Annotated in this window: 19 protein-coding genes; 8 read left to right on the top strand and 11 right to left on the bottom strand. The window is 54.9% G+C overall.

Translation table 11 applies throughout. The features are described 5' to 3' along the window. Nucleotides 1-17: 17 nt before the first annotated feature. The 10 genes from KCX70_RS22995 to KCX70_RS22950 all read right to left on the bottom strand — a co-directional run bounded on the left by KCX70_RS22995 (nucleotide 18) and on the right by KCX70_RS22950 (nucleotide 10,844). Nucleotides 18-644: a hypothetical protein gene (locus KCX70_RS22995; RefSeq protein ID WP_212620474.1), complete on the bottom strand. Its 627-nt coding sequence runs from the start codon at nucleotides 642-644 to the stop codon at nucleotides 18-20. Continuing rightward, nucleotides 644-1,894: a conjugal transfer protein TraW gene (traW, locus tag KCX70_RS22990; protein ID WP_088193951.1), complete on the bottom strand. Its 1,251-nt coding sequence runs from the start codon at nucleotides 1,892-1,894 to the stop codon at nucleotides 644-646. The genes KCX70_RS22995 and traW overlap by 1 nt, the downstream gene beginning before the upstream one ends. Next, nucleotides 1,891-4,959, bottom strand: a complete 3,069-nt coding sequence (locus tag KCX70_RS22985; RefSeq protein ID WP_212620473.1) for a conjugal transfer protein TraU — start codon at nucleotides 4,957-4,959, stop codon at nucleotides 1,891-1,893. Before KCX70_RS22985 ends, traW begins: the two co-directional genes overlap by 4 nt. A 9-nt stretch (nucleotides 4,960-4,968) precedes the next feature. Continuing rightward, nucleotides 4,969-5,718, bottom strand: a complete 750-nt coding sequence (locus KCX70_RS22980) for an HNH endonuclease (protein ID WP_212620472.1) — start codon at nucleotides 5,716-5,718, stop codon at nucleotides 4,969-4,971. Nucleotides 5,719-5,754: 36 nt separating this feature from the next. Next, nucleotides 5,755-6,213: a DUF6750 family protein gene (locus KCX70_RS22975; RefSeq protein WP_212620471.1), complete on the bottom strand. Its 459-nt coding sequence runs from the start codon at nucleotides 6,211-6,213 to the stop codon at nucleotides 5,755-5,757. A gap of 21 nt (nucleotides 6,214-6,234) precedes the next feature. Then, entirely contained in the window at nucleotides 6,235-6,768 is a 534-nt protein-coding gene (gene traQ, locus KCX70_RS22970) for a conjugal transfer protein TraQ (RefSeq protein WP_212620470.1), read from the bottom strand. Between the two features lie 10 nt (nucleotides 6,769-6,778). Next, nucleotides 6,779-7,630, bottom strand: a complete 852-nt coding sequence (locus KCX70_RS22965; protein WP_212620469.1) for a hypothetical protein — start codon at nucleotides 7,628-7,630, stop codon at nucleotides 6,779-6,781. 100 nt (nucleotides 7,631-7,730) lie between these two features. Next, complete coding sequence (traO, locus tag KCX70_RS22960) at nucleotides 7,731-8,957, bottom strand: conjugal transfer protein TraO (RefSeq protein WP_212620468.1); 1,227 nt, start codon at nucleotides 8,955-8,957, stop codon at nucleotides 7,731-7,733. A 9-nt stretch (nucleotides 8,958-8,966) separates the two neighbouring features. Then, nucleotides 8,967-10,100 carry a DotH/IcmK family type IV secretion protein gene (locus KCX70_RS22955; protein ID WP_212620467.1) on the bottom strand — a complete coding sequence of 378 codons (1,134 nt, stop codon included), beginning with the start codon at nucleotides 10,098-10,100 and terminating at the stop codon, nucleotides 8,967-8,969. 9 nt (nucleotides 10,101-10,109) lie between these two features. Further along, nucleotides 10,110-10,844 (bottom strand): DotI/IcmL/TraM family protein, encoded by a 735-nt coding sequence (locus KCX70_RS22950; protein WP_230090121.1) that lies wholly within the window; start codon nucleotides 10,842-10,844, stop codon nucleotides 10,110-10,112. Nucleotides 10,845-11,920: 1,076 nt separating this feature from the next. Here KCX70_RS22950 and KCX70_RS22945 point away from each other — a divergent pair. The 4 genes from KCX70_RS22945 to KCX70_RS22930 all read left to right on the top strand — a co-directional run bounded on the left by KCX70_RS22945 (nucleotide 11,921) and on the right by KCX70_RS22930 (nucleotide 14,803). After that, nucleotides 11,921-12,937: a replication initiator protein A gene (locus tag KCX70_RS22945; protein WP_249121760.1), complete on the top strand. Its 1,017-nt coding sequence runs from the start codon at nucleotides 11,921-11,923 to the stop codon at nucleotides 12,935-12,937. A 334-nt stretch (nucleotides 12,938-13,271) separates the two neighbouring features. Next, the gene (locus KCX70_RS22940; RefSeq protein ID WP_212620466.1) at nucleotides 13,272-13,565 is read left to right on the top strand and encodes a hypothetical protein; all 294 of its coding nucleotides are present in this window, start codon (nucleotides 13,272-13,274) and stop codon (nucleotides 13,563-13,565) included. A 324-nt stretch (nucleotides 13,566-13,889) separates the two neighbouring features. After that, complete coding sequence (locus tag KCX70_RS22935; protein WP_212620465.1) at nucleotides 13,890-14,528, top strand: ParA family protein; 639 nt, start codon at nucleotides 13,890-13,892, stop codon at nucleotides 14,526-14,528. After that, nucleotides 14,525-14,803, top strand: a complete 279-nt coding sequence (locus KCX70_RS22930; RefSeq protein ID WP_212620464.1) for a hypothetical protein — start codon at nucleotides 14,525-14,527, stop codon at nucleotides 14,801-14,803. Before KCX70_RS22935 ends, KCX70_RS22930 begins: the two co-directional genes overlap by 4 nt. A gap of 204 nt (nucleotides 14,804-15,007) precedes the next feature. Here the strand turns inward: KCX70_RS22930 and KCX70_RS22925 are convergent, their stop codons facing one another. Beyond that, the gene (locus tag KCX70_RS22925) at nucleotides 15,008-15,232 is read right to left on the bottom strand and encodes a hypothetical protein (RefSeq protein WP_212620463.1); all 225 of its coding nucleotides are present in this window, start codon (nucleotides 15,230-15,232) and stop codon (nucleotides 15,008-15,010) included. Between the two features lie 446 nt (nucleotides 15,233-15,678). Here KCX70_RS22925 and KCX70_RS22920 point away from each other — a divergent pair, with 446 nt between their 5' ends. From KCX70_RS22920 to KCX70_RS22905, 4 genes are all read left to right on the top strand, one after another. Further along, nucleotides 15,679-17,439 (top strand): DNA cytosine methyltransferase, encoded by a 1,761-nt coding sequence (locus KCX70_RS22920; protein WP_212620462.1) that lies wholly within the window; start codon nucleotides 15,679-15,681, stop codon nucleotides 17,437-17,439. A gap of 119 nt (nucleotides 17,440-17,558) precedes the next feature. Beyond that, complete coding sequence (locus KCX70_RS22915; protein WP_336512538.1) at nucleotides 17,559-17,804, top strand: hypothetical protein; 246 nt, start codon at nucleotides 17,559-17,561, stop codon at nucleotides 17,802-17,804. A gap of 698 nt (nucleotides 17,805-18,502) precedes the next feature. Then, entirely contained in the window at nucleotides 18,503-20,137 is a 1,635-nt protein-coding gene (locus KCX70_RS22910; protein WP_212620461.1) for a DNA sulfur modification protein DndB, read from the top strand. After that, a complete protein-coding gene (locus KCX70_RS22905) occupies nucleotides 20,134-20,388 on the top strand; it encodes a hypothetical protein (RefSeq protein ID WP_212620460.1) in 255 nt (84 codons plus the stop codon). The genes KCX70_RS22910 and KCX70_RS22905 overlap by 4 nt, the downstream gene beginning before the upstream one ends. Nucleotides 20,389-20,403: the final 15 nt, after the last annotated feature.

Here is a 20,403-nt window from a genome sequence, read left to right as displayed (position 1 = left end):
CAAACCAGGCTGCAAGCTTACGATTCATCATGATGCTTACCTACTTGGTTAGAGATCTCCGGATTTAGGGTCATGGATATCCAATGTGGAGTCTCGCAAATGAAATCGTTAAAACCGCCTTTCTCAGACTTTGAAAGGCGCCTTGTACTCAACTGCCACATTCTAAACTGCGCACCCAGCGCAACAAGAAAAAACCCGGGAAGAGTTACGAAAAGAGACACTGCACCTAATATGACATTTTTATATTGAGCGGTCGCAAAGCCACCGACTACACCGACAATTGATATAACAGCAAAAAACAATGCAGCAGCGAGTGCCCAGCGCTTCTTTATCAGAAACAGCCGGTATAGTTGTGGCACGGGAAGCGCGCCTTCCGAACGACTACGCATTGCCTCTTCAAAGCCCACCTCCACCTGTTGCGTATCATTAGCCTCATTCTCGGTCGGATTATTCTCAGGTGATTTGAGCGTTTTGAAAGCTTGGTTCTTTAGGTCTCTCAGGTAGACGAGATTCTCTTTGTTACGATCAACCTCTTTCTTTGCAAGCTTTACGCTCTGGCGGATCGCGCTAAACGGTAGAATGACCCGCCAAAGAACTAGCCAACTACCCTTACCAATCTTTTTAAAAAAGGAACTAGTGTCCATTACTGCCCCCCCATGCGCCCGGATACTGCTCTATATTTGGCTGCTAATACAGGCTCGAACTCAGTACGTGCGGAGCTTGCAAGGGTTAGCCCGTTAATAATGTTCGCCTTCTCTAGCTGATCTTTGATACCCAACATGAGCCAGTTCTGCAGACTGGTGATTCGGATTTGTTCACGAAGCAGGTTGTCACCGCTCATGGCCTGTAGATCCGCCTGATATTCGGTGTTCGCATACCGCCTACCAACCTCGAATGACTCAAATTCTCGAGCCGACATCATCCCAGTTCTACGGGCTTCTTGAGATGCAACCTGGTCAAAATAGGCCTTGGCGGCTGGAGAGATAACAGCCTCCTTGATGAGCTCCTTGGTAGCTTCACTAGGCTGGCTATTAGCGATCCGTTGCTCTTGTGGATCCGCAGCAGCCGATATTACGGCGTTATATTGATTCATCAGGCCGACATACTGACTACCAGCAACGGTGTCGGCTTCACCACGCTTAAGTTGCGGTGCAATTGAGCGTCGTGCCGAGTTCTGCACATACATCAGAGCGGCATCTGTTTGCTCCTGGTTGAATGTGAGATCTGGAGTTTTGCCATTTGGCCCCGCGCCGGCTAACACCGAGTCTACTCGCTTGTCAGCTCCAGGCATCGATTGCGAAATACCTGGACAAGCCTGTGACCCGCCATAGGACGCATAGTCATCAGCATCGCAAAACTGAGCATGGATCTTCGCTGCTCGTGAGGTATCAATCTCAGGACTTACAGGAGGCGTGTTAATCGCTTGAGCAATCTGCTTATTGCTTACACGCGCACCGCCAGGACGCATAGAGCCTTTAGTGGATTGCGCCGACCCGGCAATCTCATAAGCACCGCCGGATGCGGATTCACTACAGATATTCGAGCCAACGTAATAACGCTGCCTTGCATCCTCCAGCCTGCGCTGCCGTTCCTGCTCGGTAATGTACTCTCGCGTGGATTTTCCGTCGGCCTCAATGGTGCTCGCGACTTTCTGGCCATTCTCGTTGACCGCAGTTCCGATGTCATTGAGGATCCTCGCCAGGTTCTGGTTCATCGCATTCACAGCACCGGTGGTGCCGTTCACTGCAGCCGTTACTGCTTGTACGGACATGTTCACCATTAGAACGCCTTGATGAACCAACGCGTCATAAACGGGCCATCCGCCGGCATGGGCAGACGAGCTCATCGAGAGCCCGGCCAAAAGAAAGGCAATAGTTAGCGGTGACCTTTTCATGCGATGACCTCCACGCCTTCCGCAATTTTGTTGAGATATCCTTCTGCTAGCCGGTGGGCCAAAACATCAACCGCCGACATCTCGTCCCGTTCAGTTGCCTGGCTCTTCATGTGCTCGATTGTTGCGAGAGCAGATCCAGTAGGGAATTTCTCGGCCAGAACTTGACGGGCTGCATAATCACCGATCTTGGCGTAGAGCCGATTCCGAAGAGCAACGTCTTCCAACGTGGTTGAGAAAGCCCAAAGCTCAATAGGCCCGACAGTGTTGGTAAGCATCTGGACGATGTATCCGACTTTGGTCTTGAACAATGCAAGGAAATTACCGCCCAGTCGAGGATCAGGGCCAGTTGCTTCACGCTGCAATCTGGTTATGGCCTCTTCGGAAACTTCGAAAACTTCGCGAAGAACTTTCTCATCTGCGGTATTACCGCCGCGCATGACATAGACAGCAGTTGCCGCATTTAGAATTGGCATTGGGAAGTCTGCGAGATACTGCGAGACAAGCACGACTCTAATGCCCCACTTACGCCCTTCCCTCGCGTCCTTAATGCATGTCTGTACAAATGACTCTTGCCCATTGGTGTTATGGAACTCGTCATAAGCAATGGTTTTCTTTTCGTCTTGAACGTCAGCGATGCGCTTCTTGTGATACTCGTGATAAAGCTCAGGACAGACTGGCAGAACTACTTCCTCCCTAAGGAAGTAGTTTTTTGCCGCCATTTGCCTTGCAAACATATACATGATTGCGGTTTTAAGGCTGCCTTCTGCCGTTTGAGCGCCAATTACGTCGTTGAGGTCGATAGCGACGATTCGGGTTTCGCTACTCAATTGGAAGCGGGTACGCCCGGTGAACAATGAGTATTTGGATGACGCGACACTGAAACAACGCGCCATATACGAGAGTACAGGCTCTCCACCGGGGATATTTGCCTTACCATAGAGCTCACGCACCGACTCATCGTTCAGGAATGCGTCGAAGTCAGAGAACACAGGGACCGCCTGGCGCTGCGCCATGGCCGCTTCAGCGACAAAACCTGCTGCGAACAGGATATCGGTGACTTCCCACCAAGTGGCTTCGCTCCACCAGTCCGGCTCGTGAAGATCAAAAAGACCTGCCTCGCGAAGAGTCTTGTCCACAACAGGCTCAACATGTTCTTCATATCGAAGAGCGGAGCGCGTCGCCCTGGCCTCATAAGCAAGATCGATCAACTTATCCACGACACGAGCACAGTCCTCAGGTGCCTCGCGCTTGGCAGCATTGGTACAAAACAACGTCAGGAAATCGGCAAGAAATTCCTTTTCACGAGCTGTTGGGTAGCGCGCGCCAAGCTGGGTATCGCAGGGGTTAACCGCGAACTCGGGAGTGTTTTGCAGCCGCATGTATATGGCTTCATGCTTGCGATTCTCGGGCAATGCGCTTTGAAGCAGTTTAATAAGGCCAGACGATGATGGGCCAACGTCGATAATGGTCATCAACGGCAACCGCGCGTTGCCTGGTCGATGAACAGTTGCACTATTCATCGTGTTGAGCAGGACAGACTTACCAGAGCCTGGTGGCGCAGATAGTGCCTCGATCCATGTGTCTTGCAGAGAACTGCCGAGCTGAATCGAATAGATCTTTCCATCAGGCGTTCTAACAACAAACGAACCCTCACCCCAGGGCGTAGCTGGTCGCTGGAAAGGCATCATGCGCAACGCGTCGGGTAACGGCGGCACCATTCGGTTGGCAGGATTCTTCAGCGTGAACCCTGGGATTGTTGAAGCCCAGCCGGCAACCGGATCGCCATGCGTCGACGTGACGCCACATATCCCCCACGCCTGGATGGCCTTTTCAAGAGCAGCCATTCGCCGCTTTGTTTCGCGCTCGCTGGGAGACCAGGTAGAAGCTGTAATTTTCATACAGCATATTGGGTCGGTTTTGCTGCGCTCTTGCAGATCCAGGAAAGACTGGCGGATCTGATTGTTGCTGCCGATCATTCCTACGAAGCTGAGCATCATCTGGCGACCACGAGTCTCCGAAAGACCTCCAGGTGTAAGGTCGATCTTCAGTCGCCAAGGAATCTCTCGTGACACTGTATTGAACAGGTAGGAGAACAGTTGTGGCTCTTGAGGGCCGAGCTCCATCGACAGGTTGCCGTGCCACAGTTCGTCGGTCTTGACTAGAGAATGCTGTACGTCAACGTCATTCGTAACGATCTGATAATTGACCGAAGGAGCTGTAAGGTCAGAAAGATCCTTAGCGTCCTCTCGGCCCCGGGGTTGGAACCGATCACCTGGTAGAACAGGCCTGAACTTTTGCGATGTTCTTTCGCGATTGACCATGATGCGCACACGTTTGACGGCCTCATGCGCGCTGAGCTGTTTGAGAAGAATGCCTCCCCTACCCTCCCCGCCACAGCTTTCAAAGTCTTTCAGAACTCTCTCGATCATGGTGTCGTGACGATACTTGAGAGTCATCAATACGAGAGCTGGAGACTGGCCAAACTCAATCCGGGGTAATTCGAACTTTTCCGCGTCTAGTGCACGCTCTTTGCGCTCACGCTCTAGATCGGTGCCGATCGCGCTTGGATGCGTGTATACAACCAACAGGTTCTGCTCCCAGGCGACAAGTGGCGCGTTACGTTTAACGCGGTCGAGTATCAGGTCTTCGGACTTCAAACCAATCCGGCGGGCGGCATTGATCTGCGGCTCAGCTAAACGCATGAGCTCGTCCAATGCACGATCTGGATCCCGCTCGAAGGAAACAGAAAAGGTATGACCCGGCTCACGCATGTAGCCGTTCATCTTGACCCGGAGGTTATCGATCAGCTTATCGAAATCTTTTTCAGAAAGGATCTGATACGTCCCCTGAACATCAAATACAGTAAGCAGAGAGCCGTCGTTAGCAACGAGCGTATAAGGGTCTTTAAGCGCGGGATTTCGAGCAATATCGTCATCCGTGAGGCCAATAGCCGTAGCCAGCTCACAATAGCCGGCAAGATCTTTTCCGACCATATACTTAGAGATATACGCAAAGGCCGCCTCAGTAGCATCGAGAAGGCTATCGAGAATCTTTGTTAGAGCCATACGCCCTCCCTATGCCGGCGGATTAATCACGCCATGGAATACTTCCCTCCACTTCGTAGAGGGATACGAAACTTGATATTCACGCGCCCAAAGCGCAGCGACTTTATTCATCGGCCCTGGATTGAAGACTACGGCCAAGTCTTCAAATACAGCCTCTCGACGTTCTTTCTCAGAGCCATCTTGCCGAAGCAAAGCCTGCGCGAAGACTGCAGGCGAACATGTACCCCATGCATTCTTTGCATAGGTCATGTGCGATCCGAGCCAATTGAGCAACTTCTTCGCATCCGCTTGTTGCCCTTTGTCACCGATTTGCAGCGCTACCATGAGAGTACGCTGAAGATGATTGATATCTTGAGGCGATACACCAGGAAGATATGCAATGACAGCTTCGCCGTCATTCAGCTCCCCAAGATGGTTCCAGCCGTGACAGATCACATCAACGGCTTTCAAATTAACTTCCCGAACATCCTGGTGATTATCCGAGACGTTATGAACCTGATTATGAGAGGAGTGAAAACCGCAGAACATGCAGCGGTAACCCTCTCGACTCAACGTCTTTTCTTTTAGTCCTCCGGACTTAAATTCCTTTACATCGGGCTCCCACGACTTACCTGATTTATCACCCCAAACCCTGCTTTTCGTAGAGAAAAACAGGGATGGAAAAGGGGCCTGTTCGAGGCCGCTACCAAGCCCTGGTAGCGGTTGCACCTTTTCAAGGTCAACAGAAGCTGGATCGGTATAATCGCGGTCGTTAGTCATAGTTCGTGGCGGCCCGAAGACCGCCACCCCCCTGGATTAGTTGGGCACTTGGCCGTATTCGGATGCAGAAATGCCCACGGTCTCGCCAGTACGCATCAGAATGAAACTGATACTGCCGAGTGCGGCGCCGGCGACAATGGGGCCGAAGATCTGTTTCGGCTTGATATCGCTTCGGTCGCCTTCGGAGCCCTTTTTGTACCAGTTCCATCCACCTACGGACCCAGAAACAAGCCCCGCCAGGGCAAGAAACTTGCCAAAGTTATTCTTGATGGAATCGGCCTGGTTGGCACCGGTGTTGACCATACCTGCCCAACCACCGTCGGCACTTGCAGCTGTACTGAAGAACAGTGCGCCGGAAGTAATGGCAGCGGTTGCCAACATGATCCGTTTTTCACGAGGGTCTACCGTGTACTGATCGATATACACCTGAGCACGAACCAGAACCTGACGGCCCAGGTTCCCTACCGCCTCGATCGGATTGATCTTGAACGCCATGATTATCTCCCTTGAGATCGTTTACCAGAAGAGGTTGAAAGAGACCCTGAACGCTTCGATTGCGTCAGGTATCTGAACTAGCAGCGCACCGAATATCATGTGGGTAAGTGCGCGCCAGACAGAGTCATCGGCGCCTTGATTAGACTGACCGTCCATTGCTGCTTTTTTTAACAGCATTACGCCTTTAAAAAAGAAAACACCGCCAAAGACACTTGCAAGTGTTAAAACCGCGTTGATAGCAGCTGCAAATCGCCCAAAATCAGCAGCCCCCTCATAAGCAATGGGCCCATAAGTTACGGTCCCGGTGCCGATGGTATTCCAGGTTGCGTTAATAAAGCTCGAGAGGTTGGCCATAAGTCCGCCAACCAGCATCAGCGGCACAATATCCCCGAATGTCACCGGAGGGCCCCCGGGAATACGCACAGAACGTTGAAGCCGTAGTATCGCGCTGGCCACATAGATGACCCCGACCAGCCCGCCAAGCGCCCAAAGTAAACGCCATAATGCAACCGAAAAATCGTTCGCAAAATGGACAATCATCGAAGCCAAATCCATATATGCTTCCCTACCTGATCAGGCCACGGTTAGTGCGAACGGCTCGGCCAGCCACGTCAATACCTAATACATTCAACTCGCCTAGCCGGTCACCGACCTGAATGAGGTAAACCTCCCCGCTCTTCTGAACCCAAGCCATACCCGGATAAATTGTGTTCAGTTTGTATTCATGTAGGACTGCGGACGAATGGCCGCGATTGGAGCCCTGGCGATAACGCTTATAGAGCGGAGTCACAACCTTTTTTGAACTAGCCGGCGCGCTGCCAACTTTAATTGCCTCTTCAAGGCGACGTTGATTAGACAGAACGGCGGCCTCTAACAAAGCGAGCCGACTGTTGGAGTCTGCCGCTGTAGCCTTCAACTCGCTAATCATGGCAAGGAGCTGCTTGCGGTCTTCGCTCAGATCAACCTCGACGGCAGGTGGCTGGGAAGCTGTTGCCGATCGCGCAGCGGAAACGCTCTCTAACGGGTTAGGCACGGTACCGAGCAAAGCATCAACATCGCTGTTGGGGACGTTATGACCATCGCTCCGAGTGTCTACAGTGCTATGAGATGCTTCGGCAGCATGCTCCGAGGCGCTTTTCATCGCCTCCGCTGGAGAGAAAGTCGTCTGCAACGTCGAGGGCCTTGCCGGGCCCGAACCGCCTAAAAGGTCGGGCATAAAAATCAGCACCCCGCCCACAACTACCGCTGCACAGAGCACGCCTTTGACGATGAGATCTTTCATCCCGCTCGGCTTGTTCTCTTTTGACGGACGCTGATCGACGTCAGCCGAGAGCGACTCACGCTCCGGCTCTTTGTCCAGTTGGGACTCGCCCTGCGTCATATCAAAGATGTCAGGTGCTGGTGTCGATTCGTTCATAACGCGCCCATTTCGTATAGTGGCAATTATACAGAATTAAAGAGAAGAATAGCCACCTTGGCCGTCACAGGGAAGCCCCTGACTGCAAGCAGCCAGGGGCCTATTGCTGCTGTGGTGCGTCTTCCGCCGCGCGAGCACCGCTTAAGGCAGCCGCGGCCCCAGGGGCGATCTCATCGGAGGACAAGACTGGGCCGATAAACTGGATACCAATCGTTTCCTTCGACGGGATGAGCACTTGTTTGGGCGGAATTTGCGCAGCGTCCTGCGCCAAGACCTTCCCGGCCTGCTCCCCTGCCCCACCGATCATGCTGCCCAGCACAGCAGTTCCATCTGGAGTAGACGGATAGGTCTGAATCACGCCGCCCTGGGGGGTAATGATGTTTTGGGAGTTTGACTGTTCATACAACTGACCGGTCTTACCAATGCCTGCAGCGATTGCCGGGAGAATGATGCGGGTGAAATAGCGATTATTGACTTCGCCGGATAGAGCGCTTCTTAGCGAGTCCTTGTCTATCGCTTTAGCTGTAATGTTGTATGACTTTCCTTTCCATTTCATGGCAGTGAAAGTCATGTCGACGCTTTCATTGAGACGCTTATAGCCAGTCGCATAGACAGTGAGACCCTGATAAGGGCCGCTGGGAACGAACGCTACAACCAGCGAGTTTTCATCCGTGTCTATATTGGTTTCCAACAACGCAGCGATCCGCGCGTAGTCTTCAATAATCTTAACAACAGGTTTTTCCGAAGTTCGCTCGCTGGGGCTTACATCGGCGGCGCTAGCAGGTAGTGTGCTAGATGGCTGTGGAACATTAATGGACATTGCAAAAGCATCCATATCCGCCGCCACAGTCGCGGCAGAATGTTGCGGTGCCACCCAGTTGGCCAGAAGTGCTTTGGCCTGATCCTCAATAAGCTTTTGCCTAGCCCGCTCTTGCTCCGTCACCTCTTGACGATTCTGCTGCTGATTGCCCTGGTTAACATAGACAACCTGCGGCGCCGGGGGCTGCTGCTGCACCGGAGCAGTTGGTTTTACCTCCTCTACTGGTTGGGCCCGAGTAGAGATAACAGAAACATAGGTTTGCCCTTGCCCCTGCGCTTTCTCTGCATTCTCGCTGTTGTACTCCTTCAATACTTTTTGATAGTGCTCACTTTCTTTTGAGCTACTTCCCTGAGCAGATGTGTTGACGGCGACAACACTTTTCTTTGGAGTTGTGTCGTCCGCGAAATACGTCCAAGCAACGTACCCCACACCGATGAGAACTACGCTGACAACTGCAGCAATAGCAATCCAGTTTCTCCCTACATCAGCTTGCATTTCACCGCTCATTGCCGATCCTCAAAAAATATCAAGCTGGACAGTTACGGATCTGCCCATGTCCGAAAAAGTGACATAAGGGGTAAGAGGCATTCGATAAACACGGGTGCCGTTAGCACTTGAGCTTGTTTGATCGAATGGTGACTTGAGGTCGTAAGTCGTACGGACATAAAGCTCATTGGATAGCTGATAAACCTTTGTCCCAGCCGGTACCGATCCAATGGCCTTGATAGGCTTTGCCTCCATGGGCGGCAACCCATCAAGGAAGGCTTGCAGCGTATCGTCGTAGAGTTCGATTTTACCTGGGCCAACAACTGGAGCCTTGGCGTTAGGCCCGCGGCCAGGAACTCGTATATCAAGGCGAACATCAACGTCGCGAGTTGATTCCTTTGTGCCTTCTTCACCGGTGGAGAGTTGAACGACTACTGGTGTCGGCAATCCCTGGAGGAACACGGTTAAGGTGCCGCTCTCATAAGGAGACAACGCAGAAACGACAACGACGTGAGTGCCTTTCAGCCACTCAGGGAAGAAAACCCGAGCATCCGAAATGCGTGGCGGAGCCGCAAGAGGCCAGGGAGCGCCTGTAGCGTCGATAAATATGAGTGAGCTCGGCGTACCAGGCAGCATCCGAGCAACTGGCATAGAAGATCCGGGAGCCAGGTCGACCGATACGCTACTGATTCGTGGGAGAGCTCGAACAGGCTTATAGGCCTTTGCCTCTCGCGACTCGTCAAAGGTTACTGCCAGATCTCGGATTTCATCGGGTTTGAATGGCGATACCTGACTTTTGGCAACCTCGAACGCTGAAAGCTGGCCTGGCGGAAACAATCCTCTGGTACCGTCGTCGTGAACGGCCATGCCGGGGGCTGGGGCGATTGTCTGAGCACCTGGAGCTGCCGGGAAATAGCCAGGGGGTGTCTGCTGTTGCACAGGGTAGTTCTGAGCCCCATACGCCGAAGCGGGAAAAGCAGTCTGTATCTGCTGCTGTGCAGTAGGAGCTGCAGAACTTCCACCACTCGATATCGGCACCCATTCCAGCGGCTGTTGTGCCTGAGAGGAGCTGGCTGCAGCAACGTTTTGTCCGGAATTTTCGGCTGACGCACCTGTAGTGAAAAACATCACTGCGATGGGAACCAGTGCAAGAAAGAGCTTCATCGAATTCACCTACAGCGGTCGCGTGACAAGTTGGCCAACACCGATACCCTCAATGGAGTCCAGTGTTGGAATGCGTTCAACGCGGACGGTGGCCATGAAGCGTTGAGCGGGGAGCTCATTAGCCTGGCCGGTCAGCTTGACCTCGATCGGAACCTCAACCATCCAGATGAACGCCCCGTTCTCGACGCCGTCCTTCACCAGTACGCCGGTGCCGGCGGTGATAGACATGTTCATTCGTCGTTGTCTGACGGTTTCGAGAACGCCTGACGTTTGCAACGCTTCGATGTATGACTTAAAGCCAGGCCTTGTGTAGCGTGCCCGGGTGTCCTCGAGTTGCTGTCGCCAGTTCTGAAAGTCCATCGTGAATGAGCGACTGAGGGTGTCCTTCGCGAACTGGATGACATCCCCTGGCTTCCGATACGGCTCGGATAAAGGAATCATCGGGAAGATCCGGCCGTTGTCTGAAGCGAAATACTGGCGATCCGGATGAACCGCAAACCAGCCCAGCACGCTGGCCAGTGCCACGAGAATGACTACAGCTACTGAAAGGATGTAATTGAGCTTCACAGACGACGCAGCGATCAGGGCAATCTTCCGGCGCTGTTGCTCGTCGCGTACCGCTGGATCTACGGCATCAGCAGTTCTGTGTAGCTTTGCCACGACCTCACGTAGGATGGCGTCAACCACCTCTGCGTCGCGTGATGTGCCGGCACCTGGATCATGCCGAATAGGATCGCTGCTCATAGAGCCTCCATGGTCATTTTTCCGTATTATAACCATGATGCGAAAAACGACAAGACGGCAGAGCCCCCGCTTGCGGAAGCTCAGAGGGAGTTCCAAAGAGCGGCCGGTTTGTCGGGCTGGCAGCGATACAGAATCTGGGCAGTTCAATCGGTGACGTATTTCGCCGACATTCTGAATGGCGTTTCGTATTTCACCGACGCTTAGGATCGACCTGCGATTCGGTAAAACCCGCTTACAACGGGGGTTTTGTGTGTTTTTTGCTCAGAATCAAGCGCCGGCGGCTATGGACGTACGCCAGCGCGCAGTAACGTATATCACCGACAACTCGCGCTCCCCCGCGTATATCGCCGACAGGTGTGGATAAGCTGTCTATAAGGCTTGCCTGACGTTGGACATCGCCGACATCCATCGTCGTCTATCACCGACGGTTTCTCGTCTATTGCCGACGGCCGTTTCGTATATTGCCGACAACGAGGAAGCACAAAGCCTCTTGTATCAAGGGCTTGAGCCATATTCCTTACCGGTTAACACGCGCGCGCGTATTAACTTCTTCTTAACAAAGAAGAATCTTTTAACTACTAAGAGAGCAGGATGAGGAACCGGAGTGGTTCAAGGGTGCAGGTATGGACGTGACAATGACTGCAACAACAGCTTTGAAAAGCAAAAGCGAGTAATCAGGTATACCGGTAGCTGAACGCCGCGGCTAGCCTGGAACCTGAGCGTTGCCTGTCACCATCCCCCCGCCCTTCCTGAGGAAGGGAGCGAGTCGGCCTCTGTCCCCAACGGCCCAGGGGGAAAAGCAAAACCCCCTGAACCGCTGGCGGAGCCTTACTTCTCAAGCTCCTGGTACAAGGGCGCGCTTCGCTTCTGTCCTCACCCGTTCGGTGCTCTCCAGCAAGCTGGTTCCGCTCCGCTGCGGCTTCCGGGCAGACCCTTGACCAACATCAAATAACTACGTAATTACGGCTTTACGTATATACGTAACGCACCTAATATGCATCCATCAGAAACGACGAAGCCCGGACGGCGGCTACCGATCCGGGCTTCTACCCAGCACTGTCCGTCTAGGAGCATTAATGGGCTTGAACATGATACCGTTTGACCTAGAAATCCAGCAAGCGCCGGCAGGTAGCGCCGCCAAACGTCAAGCGAAAACCACGCAAAATTGCGAAGAGGGGGAGTTGGTGACCAGCTCAAAAAAAGGAACTCAGCCGTACGAGCAGACCGAGCTTTTCCAGGCCAACATCACGCAATGGCCGGTGAAGGACGACCTTGCGAGCATGGAGTTTCCGATCTTCTCCCTTTCGAAGAAGCACGATACAGAGATTCGGGAATACGTGAACCCCTCGACCAAAAAGCGAATCCGAATCACCCCGTCAGTTGTTGGCGCTGCAACGGTTTTCGACAAGGATCTGCTTCTATTCATTGGCTCACAGCTAATTGAAGCTCGCCAGTCAGGCTTGCCGATTGCCAGAAAGGTTAAGGTTGATATCTACAGATTCCTCACCGGTACCTGTCGGTCGCCTGGTGGAAATTCCTATTACCTGGTAGTCGACATGCTCAGACGGCTCAAGGGCACCAACCTGGAGACCAACATCCAAACAGGGGGTGTTGAGCAGGTGCGCGGATTTGGCCTGATCGATGACTATGAAATTGATCGACACACGGCCAACGGGAAAGGTGCTCTTGAGGTCAGCGTCACAATCTCTGAATGGTTGTACAACGCTCTGATCCATTACGAAGTGCTGACCATCGACCGCCGCTACTTCGAGCTCGGCCAAGCGCTCGAGCGTCGCCTCTACGAACTTGCGCGAAAGCACACTGGTGAAAAGGCACTGTGGAAATGCGATATCGAGATCCTTCGTCAGAAAACCGGTTCTACCCAGGATCTGAGACGTTTTCGATCAGAGGTACGCAGCATCATCAAGCGCGACTCCCTACCCGATTACCGTATTGCGCTTGATAGCAGCAATAAGAAGGTTCAACGAGTCGTTTTCTATACCCGCAATAACAAGGCACTCATGGAGGAGCTTTCAAAAATGCCCGATGGCTATGCATGGTACGAAAAGCTCGAGCGCACTGCGCCGGCTTGACGCTCAGCGTATTTCACCGACACCCGCGCTATTTCTGTCCCCTCCCCTTCTGAACAAGCATCACGGATTCCATTCCCTTGCGTAGCGAGGCGTTCGTTAGGAATTCGTCTTTTTCTAGGCGCCGACGAAGCGGTGCGTAGAGGCGCCGTTGAGCGCTGCTCAGGGTGCCGTTCGCAGGGACGTCTTTCGCCGACAATATCGCGCCGTTATACGTATGTATGTATTTACGTAAGTATGTAGTATGACTATAATCCGGTTTCCTCTCAGGAAAACCAACGATGCCTTGGCGGCTACCAAGGCTCGTTGTAACGAAAAACCGTCTAGGAGCGTTCGCATGTTCAATCCGCCTAAGAAGCCGGATCCTGCGCGGATCCGTCAACTTGAGTACGAAATTCGTCGGCTGACCGATGCGCAGCAAATGATGCTTGACGCCAATCAGGCCGTAGCCAATGGCGACAAAGAGACTCTTACCTCGATGGGGTTCGAACTCGACCACATTGAAGACCTGATCAAGCGTGGCGAGAGCGGGAAAACAGCTTTCCCGGATTACGCCATCCGTAACAACCAGGACGCGATCGAGCACCTGAAAGCATTGCTCGAACGCGAACACGCCGGTGAATCTTGGTAGTAATTACGTAATTACGTAAGTACGTAGGTACGTGCGTATTTAATTGCGAGGGTACATAATGCAACGGCGTTACATGGTTCTCTATGTGGACATGACGGCAGAGCGGCCTGAGCCGCGGGAGCAGTTGGTTCAGCTAGATGTGAGCGGGTTAACCGAGATTCAGGTTGAGGATCGGCTTTTGTCAAAGGCAAAGCGATCTATTGCAGACGAGCTTGGCGTAGGCAAAGACAAGGTTGCGGTACATGCCTTTTGGTTGCTTTCCTAGCCTACTTAATTCATTATTTACGTAAATACGTACGTACGCCGGTATGTAAGGGGCATGAGATGACTGTTTATGCAATCGTTAACACCAAAGGTGGGGTTGGCAAATCCACGACCGCCATTCATTTAGCCTGCGACCTTGCTGCAGAAGGCCCATCATTGCTGATTGATGGTGACCCTCAAGAAAGTGCTGCGACCTGGGCTGCTTGGCGGCGGGAGTGTGAGGAAGCAAAAGGGCGCCCCATGCCAACGACTATCTGCCTTCGGGGCAAAGCCATTTTTGACGAGGGCAAGGAGCTCGTTGGTAACTATCAGAATACAGTCGTCGATGCTGGTGGCCGGGATGCCCCAGGGCTTCGGAACGCCCTTCTCCTCGCTGATGTTGCGGTCATTCCTGTTGGTGCTTCAGGGCTCGATGCTGCCGCAATGACGGATCTGCTTGAAGTGGTCGACCTGGCCAAGGACTACAACCCCAAGCTGAAGGTAAAGGTGCTACTGACGCGTATTGATCCTCGCACGAAAGATATCAAGGACATGCTCAAGTACCTTGAAGAGTCTTCTCTAACGGTTTTAGACGCGAGAGTGTGTGAGCGCGTTGTTTTCCGCCGGGCGATTGGCGAAGGTCGCACGATTGAAGAGATTGCGAAGGACCATCAGGCCATTGCTGAGATGAAGGCGTTCTACGAAGAGGTGAAGAAATGAAAGCGAAGCCGTCTCTCGACGAGTTCCGTGGTGGCGGTGCAGAAGGCGCTGTTGAGCCGACTCCTGCGCCCGCACCGCAGCCAACCCCTGTTGCTACGCCTGGTAATTCCACCGAGCGCGAGAACAAGACTATTCGGATCCGGAAGACCTACAACGCTCGCCTGAGGGATGAATCGTTCAGCCGAAGCAAGCTTGAAGGTCGTAAGGTCACTGAGTCAGACCTGATCGACGAGGCGCTTGAGGCCTACTTCAAGAAGCTGGACAAACGCGCGTAAGTACCTAATTACGTACCTACGTACGTAAATACACAAAAGGCCGCAGCAGCGGCCTTTTATGATTCCATCCCCCCGCCCTTCCTAAGGAAGGGAGCGAGTCGGCCTCTGTCCCCAACGGCCCAGGGGGAAAAGCAAACCCCCTGAACCGCTGGCGGAGCCTTACTTCTCAAGCTCCTGGTACAAGGGCGCGCTTCGCTTCTGTCCTCACCCGTTCGGTGCTCTCCAGCAAGCTGGTTCCGCTCCGCTGCGGCTTCCGGGCAGACCCTTGACCAACAATCCCACCCAGACACCGACGTACAACGTCGCCGATATACGCACCCACCAACTCCAGCACCTGGTGATGGCCACCTCGCCCTGCAGGAACTCCACAACCAGATCCGCGCCGCCGGCGCCGATCGGCAGCAACAGCTCCTGGTCGACCTCGAGCACACCGAGGATCTAACTCCGCGCCCGAGCGCAGGCCCGCAGCAACTCCACCGCCGCCCGGCCTGGCCGGTACCGCCGACGGCGGTGAACTCACGTGCATACCGGGGTGCTCCCCTAAGCGCACCAGGCGCGCCAAAGGCTGTAAATATTTAATTACGTGTTTACGTACGTACGTAGCTACGTATAGAATTCCCTTTACCAGCATTCCGCTGGGTTGGAGGGTTGAACAATGCACTGCAAATATTCCCAGATCGCTTCCCTTCCGCTTGTCGAGATCAAGCGGCTCGCCCGCTGGCAGATCGAAGAGGCCATCGCGGCTTGCCCCAAGTGCTTCCGTGAAGGGCTTTATAAGTTTCTTTCTGCGTAGTTATGTACGTACGTACTTAGCTACGCCTGTATTTAAGTACCTGGCGGCTACCAGGTAGAAATAAAACGTCTAGGAGCATTCGATGATCAGTAATGGGAGCCCAACAGGGCTAAGCATCAAGCGAACCTACAAACACTTCGGCTTCTGCTGTGGCCTGGGCTCGGGTGCGGCCGGTTTCAATGACAGCGTTCTGCAGATTGCCAACATGATCGGTAACTGGCGCTGCATCGGAGGCGTCGACATCGATCAAGCCGGTCTAGCGGACTTCGAACAACTCACTGGCACCAAGGGCACAATGTTGGATCTGTTCACACGCGAGCAGTACATCGCCTTCCACGGTGAACAACCACCTGCCGACTGGAAAGAGGCGGGCCTCGACGATATCCGCCGCGCCGCTGGCGGTGAGGATCCTGACGCGGTCTTCATCAGCAGCCCTTGCAAGGGTGCCTCTGGCTTGCTTCCCGAGTCCATGAGCGTGACACCGAAGTACATGGCCCTCAACGAGCTGACGCTCCGTTGCGTCTGGCTAATGCTGGAAGCCTGGGCGCATAACCCGGTCAAGCTGATCGTTTTCGAGAACGTCCCGCGCCTTGCCTCCCGGGGCCGCTACCTCCTCGATCAGATCGTCGGTCTTTTCCGCCACTACGGCTACGCCGTGGAAGAGACCGTCCACGACTGCGGCAAGATCGCCGGCCTGGCGCAGAGCCGGCCACGCTTCTTGCTGGTCGCCCGACATGTCGAACGCGTGCCGGCCTTCCTCTACCAGCCGCAGACACACAATCTGCGTGGGGTCGGCGAGATCCTTGGCCGCATGCCGATGCCGGGCGATATCGACCTCGCGGGGCCGATGCACCGGGTACCCGCTTTGCACTGGAAAACCTGGGTACGTCTCGCCCTGGTCGAACCGGGTAAGGACTGGCGCTCTCTCAACCGCCTGGCGATCGAGGACGGTTATCTGCGTGATCTGATCATCGTGCCGGAGTACCAAGCGGGGTACTTGGGGGTGCATGGCTGGGACGAAAGCACCGGTACCATCGCAGGCCGCAGCGGCCCGACCAATGGCGCCTTCTCTGTCGCCGACCCGCGCCCAGTCAGCAAAGCGGAATACGCGCAGTACGGCGTGATTCCCTGGGATCGCCATTCCGGTGTAGTAACTGGACAGCGCAGTCCCGGACAGGGCCCGTTCAGTGTGGCGGACCCGCGCCCGGACTGGAATCGCCACTCAGGTAACTATCGCGTTGTACCCTTCGACCGCGCAGCCGGCACAATCATCGCCGGCGGTAAGGGCGTGCAAGGAGGCTGGCAGTCGGTGGCCGACCCGCGTGTACTCAATCGCAAGAAGGGCGACTCATACCTTACCGGCGGGCACTATGGCGTGGTGAACTGGTACAGTTCGGCCGGCGCTGTATCCGCCAGCGCGCGTCACGATAATGGCCGCTGGTCGGTCGCTGACACGCGCCTTCCGGCAGCGAATGACCGTGTTACCTGTGTCATCCGCAGTATGCACGATACCTGGAACCGGCCTTTCACCACCCTGGAACTGGCCGCACTGCAATCTATGTTCGACCCTGAGGACATCTGGCAGCCCAACGACGAAACCGGCGCCCTGGAACTGGTCGGCAAGCCGTTCATTTTGCACGGCAACAACGACGGCGCCTGGCGAGAGCGTATCGGCAACGCCGTACCTCGAAAGGCCGGCAAGGCAATCGCCGACGTCATGCTCAGCACGCTGATGCTCTCCGAAATGGGCGAAACCTTCACCCTCAACGCCATGCCCGTATGGTGCCAGCCGCTGGCAATGGCGATCAGCATGAGCCGCCTGCAGCAGGAGCTGACAGCATGAAGGCATTGAGCATTCGCCAGCCCTAGGCCTGGCTTATCGTCCGCGGGCATAAGCCGCTGGAAAACCGTTCTTGGGCCACGTCCTACCGTGGCCCCCTGCTGATCCACGCTGCCGAGGGTATGACCCGTGCCGAGTATGAAGATGCCGCCAGCCTGTGCAGTAAGGCGGCAATCACCCTGCCTGCCTTCGACGCCCTCGAGCGCGGCGGCATCGTCGGCCAGGCCACTGTCACAGGCTGTATCGACGAAAGCCCGTCGCTATGGTTCTTTGGCAAGTACGGCTTCGAACTGGCCAACGCCAAGCCACTGCCGTTCATTCCCTGCAAGGGCAGGCTCGGCCTGTTCGACGTGGACTACCAGGGGTAAACGTGCCCGTTTCGTATATCGCCGACACTCCCATCCCCCCGCCCTTCCTAGGGAAGGGAGCGAGTCGGCCTCTGTCCCCAACGGCCCAGGGGGAAAAGCAAAACCCCTGAACCGCTGGCGGAGCCTTACTTCTCAAGCTCCTGGTACAAGGGCGCGCTTCGCTTCTGTCCTCACCCGTTCGGTGCTCTCCAGCAAGCTGGATCCGCTCCGCATGCGGCTTCCGGGCAGACCCTTGACCCAATGGTTACGTACATACATACAGCTTGGTTTGTGGCCAAACGCAGGGGCTGAGGCTCAGAGCCGCAGAACTACATGAGCGTTAAGTACAGACCTATTTAATTACGTACCTACGTAGTTACGTGACCGGGCATGTGTCGGCGATATACGTCCTTCAGCGCAAGGCGCGTCCGTTGCGTTATGTGGGAGATAGGGGAGCGGGTGCCTGGGCCTAGGTCTAGGTCTAGTTGATCCGATATTGGACAGGGCTCCAGGCCTGCCGAAGTGTCGGCGATATACGTAGGTTTGCGCTAAGCAGCAATAGTTCGGCAGATGCATGGTTCTGGCGTAATTATGTGTTTACGTACTTACGTACGTACGTATATAATTATTGTGCGTGGCGGTTATGTAATCGCGTACGTGCGTACGTACTTACTCCTGTGTGTGCGTAGTCTTGAAACATCGAAAATCCGAGGTGCTCTATGTACGATGCAGTAATAGCCCGCGAAGCCTGTTTCCTGGATAAATCCCTTTCGCGGGGCGAGGTCGTGTCAGTCCACCGCGACATGGTTGCTGCCATGAATGCCCGGGACAAGTTGAACAAGCGCAAGCGCGCTATTCATAGCGAGAGCGCGTTCATCGCCGTGCATTCTGAAAATGCGCTTCGCAAGGGCGAGATCGCTGAGCATCTGATTGATGACTACGACCGGGAACAACGTCGGGCCTTTTGCAAGCGACTGATGGCGGCAATTCTTTCGATGGAGCTCACGGGCAAGCCTGACCGGATGGCCGATGAAGCCGGCTATTACCTGCAGCAAGAAGGACTCACTCTGGAAGAGCTGCGCGAGCGTTATGAGCAAGAGGTTCGCGAAGAGCATCAGGAGCGGGTGCTTCAGCAACAGGAGGCTGCACACTTGCGGGCGCGTGGGTACGAAGCGCAAAAGGCGATAGACCTGATCCGCAACGAGCCATGCTTCTCCGTTCCAGCAGTTCGCGGCGTGCAGGCACGGGGCGAGTTCTACTTGGCCCAGATTCCCTACCCGATACTCGCCAAACTTTTCGTTTTCGATGAGGAAGAGGCGGTACCGGCAGAGCTTAGGGCGCAACGTGCCCTCAACAAGAAGCGTGCCGAGGACATCAGCGAATACATGCTGGCCAACAGGGACGAATACGTCCTGCCAGCGCTGACTGCAAGCGTAGACATTGCAATGGCCTTCGAGCCGTTCGAGGGAATCCCTCAGCTCGGCATGCTCCATATCCCGATGAGCGCAACCATGCTGATCAATGATGGCCAACATCGTCGCTACGCGATCGAGCTGGCTCTCAAGGGCGACTCCACGCTCCAGAACGAGACGGCGCCGGTTCAAATTCATTTTGACCAGGGCCTCAAGCGCTCGCAGCAGATTTTCGCCGACATCAACAGCAAGGCCGTCAAACCGTCGTCTGCTATCAACGCGCTGTATGACCATCGCAACCCCTACAACGCCTGGATCCAGCAGCTGCTCAACGAAATGCCCAGCATCAAGAAGCGCATCGACTTCGAGAACGCTACGCCCGGGCAGCGCTCGTACAAACTGTGGAGTCTGGTGGCATTCAAGAAGTTCGTCACCCTTCTCACAGGGGTCAGCGAGCGAACCATCGGCCAGGTCGATGAAACACGCCTGCAGGGTATCGCCGGATTGGTACGCCAATTTTTGGACGAGTGCGGAAAACATCTGCCTCAATGGGCACACATGATCAGTGGCGGGATTCCCGCGGCAGATGTGCGAGAAATCATGGTCATTGGTCATGCGGTGTTCTTGGAGGCGCTGGGAATTTTTGGTCGGGAAGCGCTGTTCGCAGGCACCTACCTGACGCCAATCGACCGCGATGCGAAAGTCATCGATCCGAGCCGCGCCCGGTGGCATTCCATGCAGCGCCTTGCTGCTGTAGAAACGAGCAAAGGCGACGCTATGTGGGAAAACCGTTGCGTGGTGCTCGGGAAGATGCAGAAGACTACCGACGGTACGAAGTCCACTGCTGCCACACTTCTGAAGATCGCCGGCGTCTCCCTACCTGAGGACTTAGCGGCTGTGAACGCCCGAGTTGAGGCGTCTCAGGTACCCGCCCCGCTATGAGCCAGACCGAACCCAAGGCCATCGTAGGCCGCACCCGTACCGGCTATGACCGGCCCGTGACTGTAAATGGTGTGCTGATGGGGCGCGCCAGTTTCGCCAAGTGCTACCCGGTGAGCTGGTGGAATTACCAGCCGGCGGATGGTGGCCGCCTGGAGCAGCACGCCGACCTGTCCCGCGTGCGCGACCGGGCGGTGCTGGAGTACAAGCGCAAGCAGGCCGCCGAGGCGGCAGCCGTGACCGTCACGAACTGAAAGGAACCAGCCCTG

Source organism: Stutzerimonas stutzeri, from assembly GCF_018138085.1.
GTDB classification, from domain to species: Bacteria; Pseudomonadota; Gammaproteobacteria; order Pseudomonadales; family Pseudomonadaceae; genus Stutzerimonas; species Stutzerimonas stutzeri_AI.
Note: the sequence above shows the minus strand (reverse complement) of the source record. Positions and strands in the feature narration are given on the sequence as shown.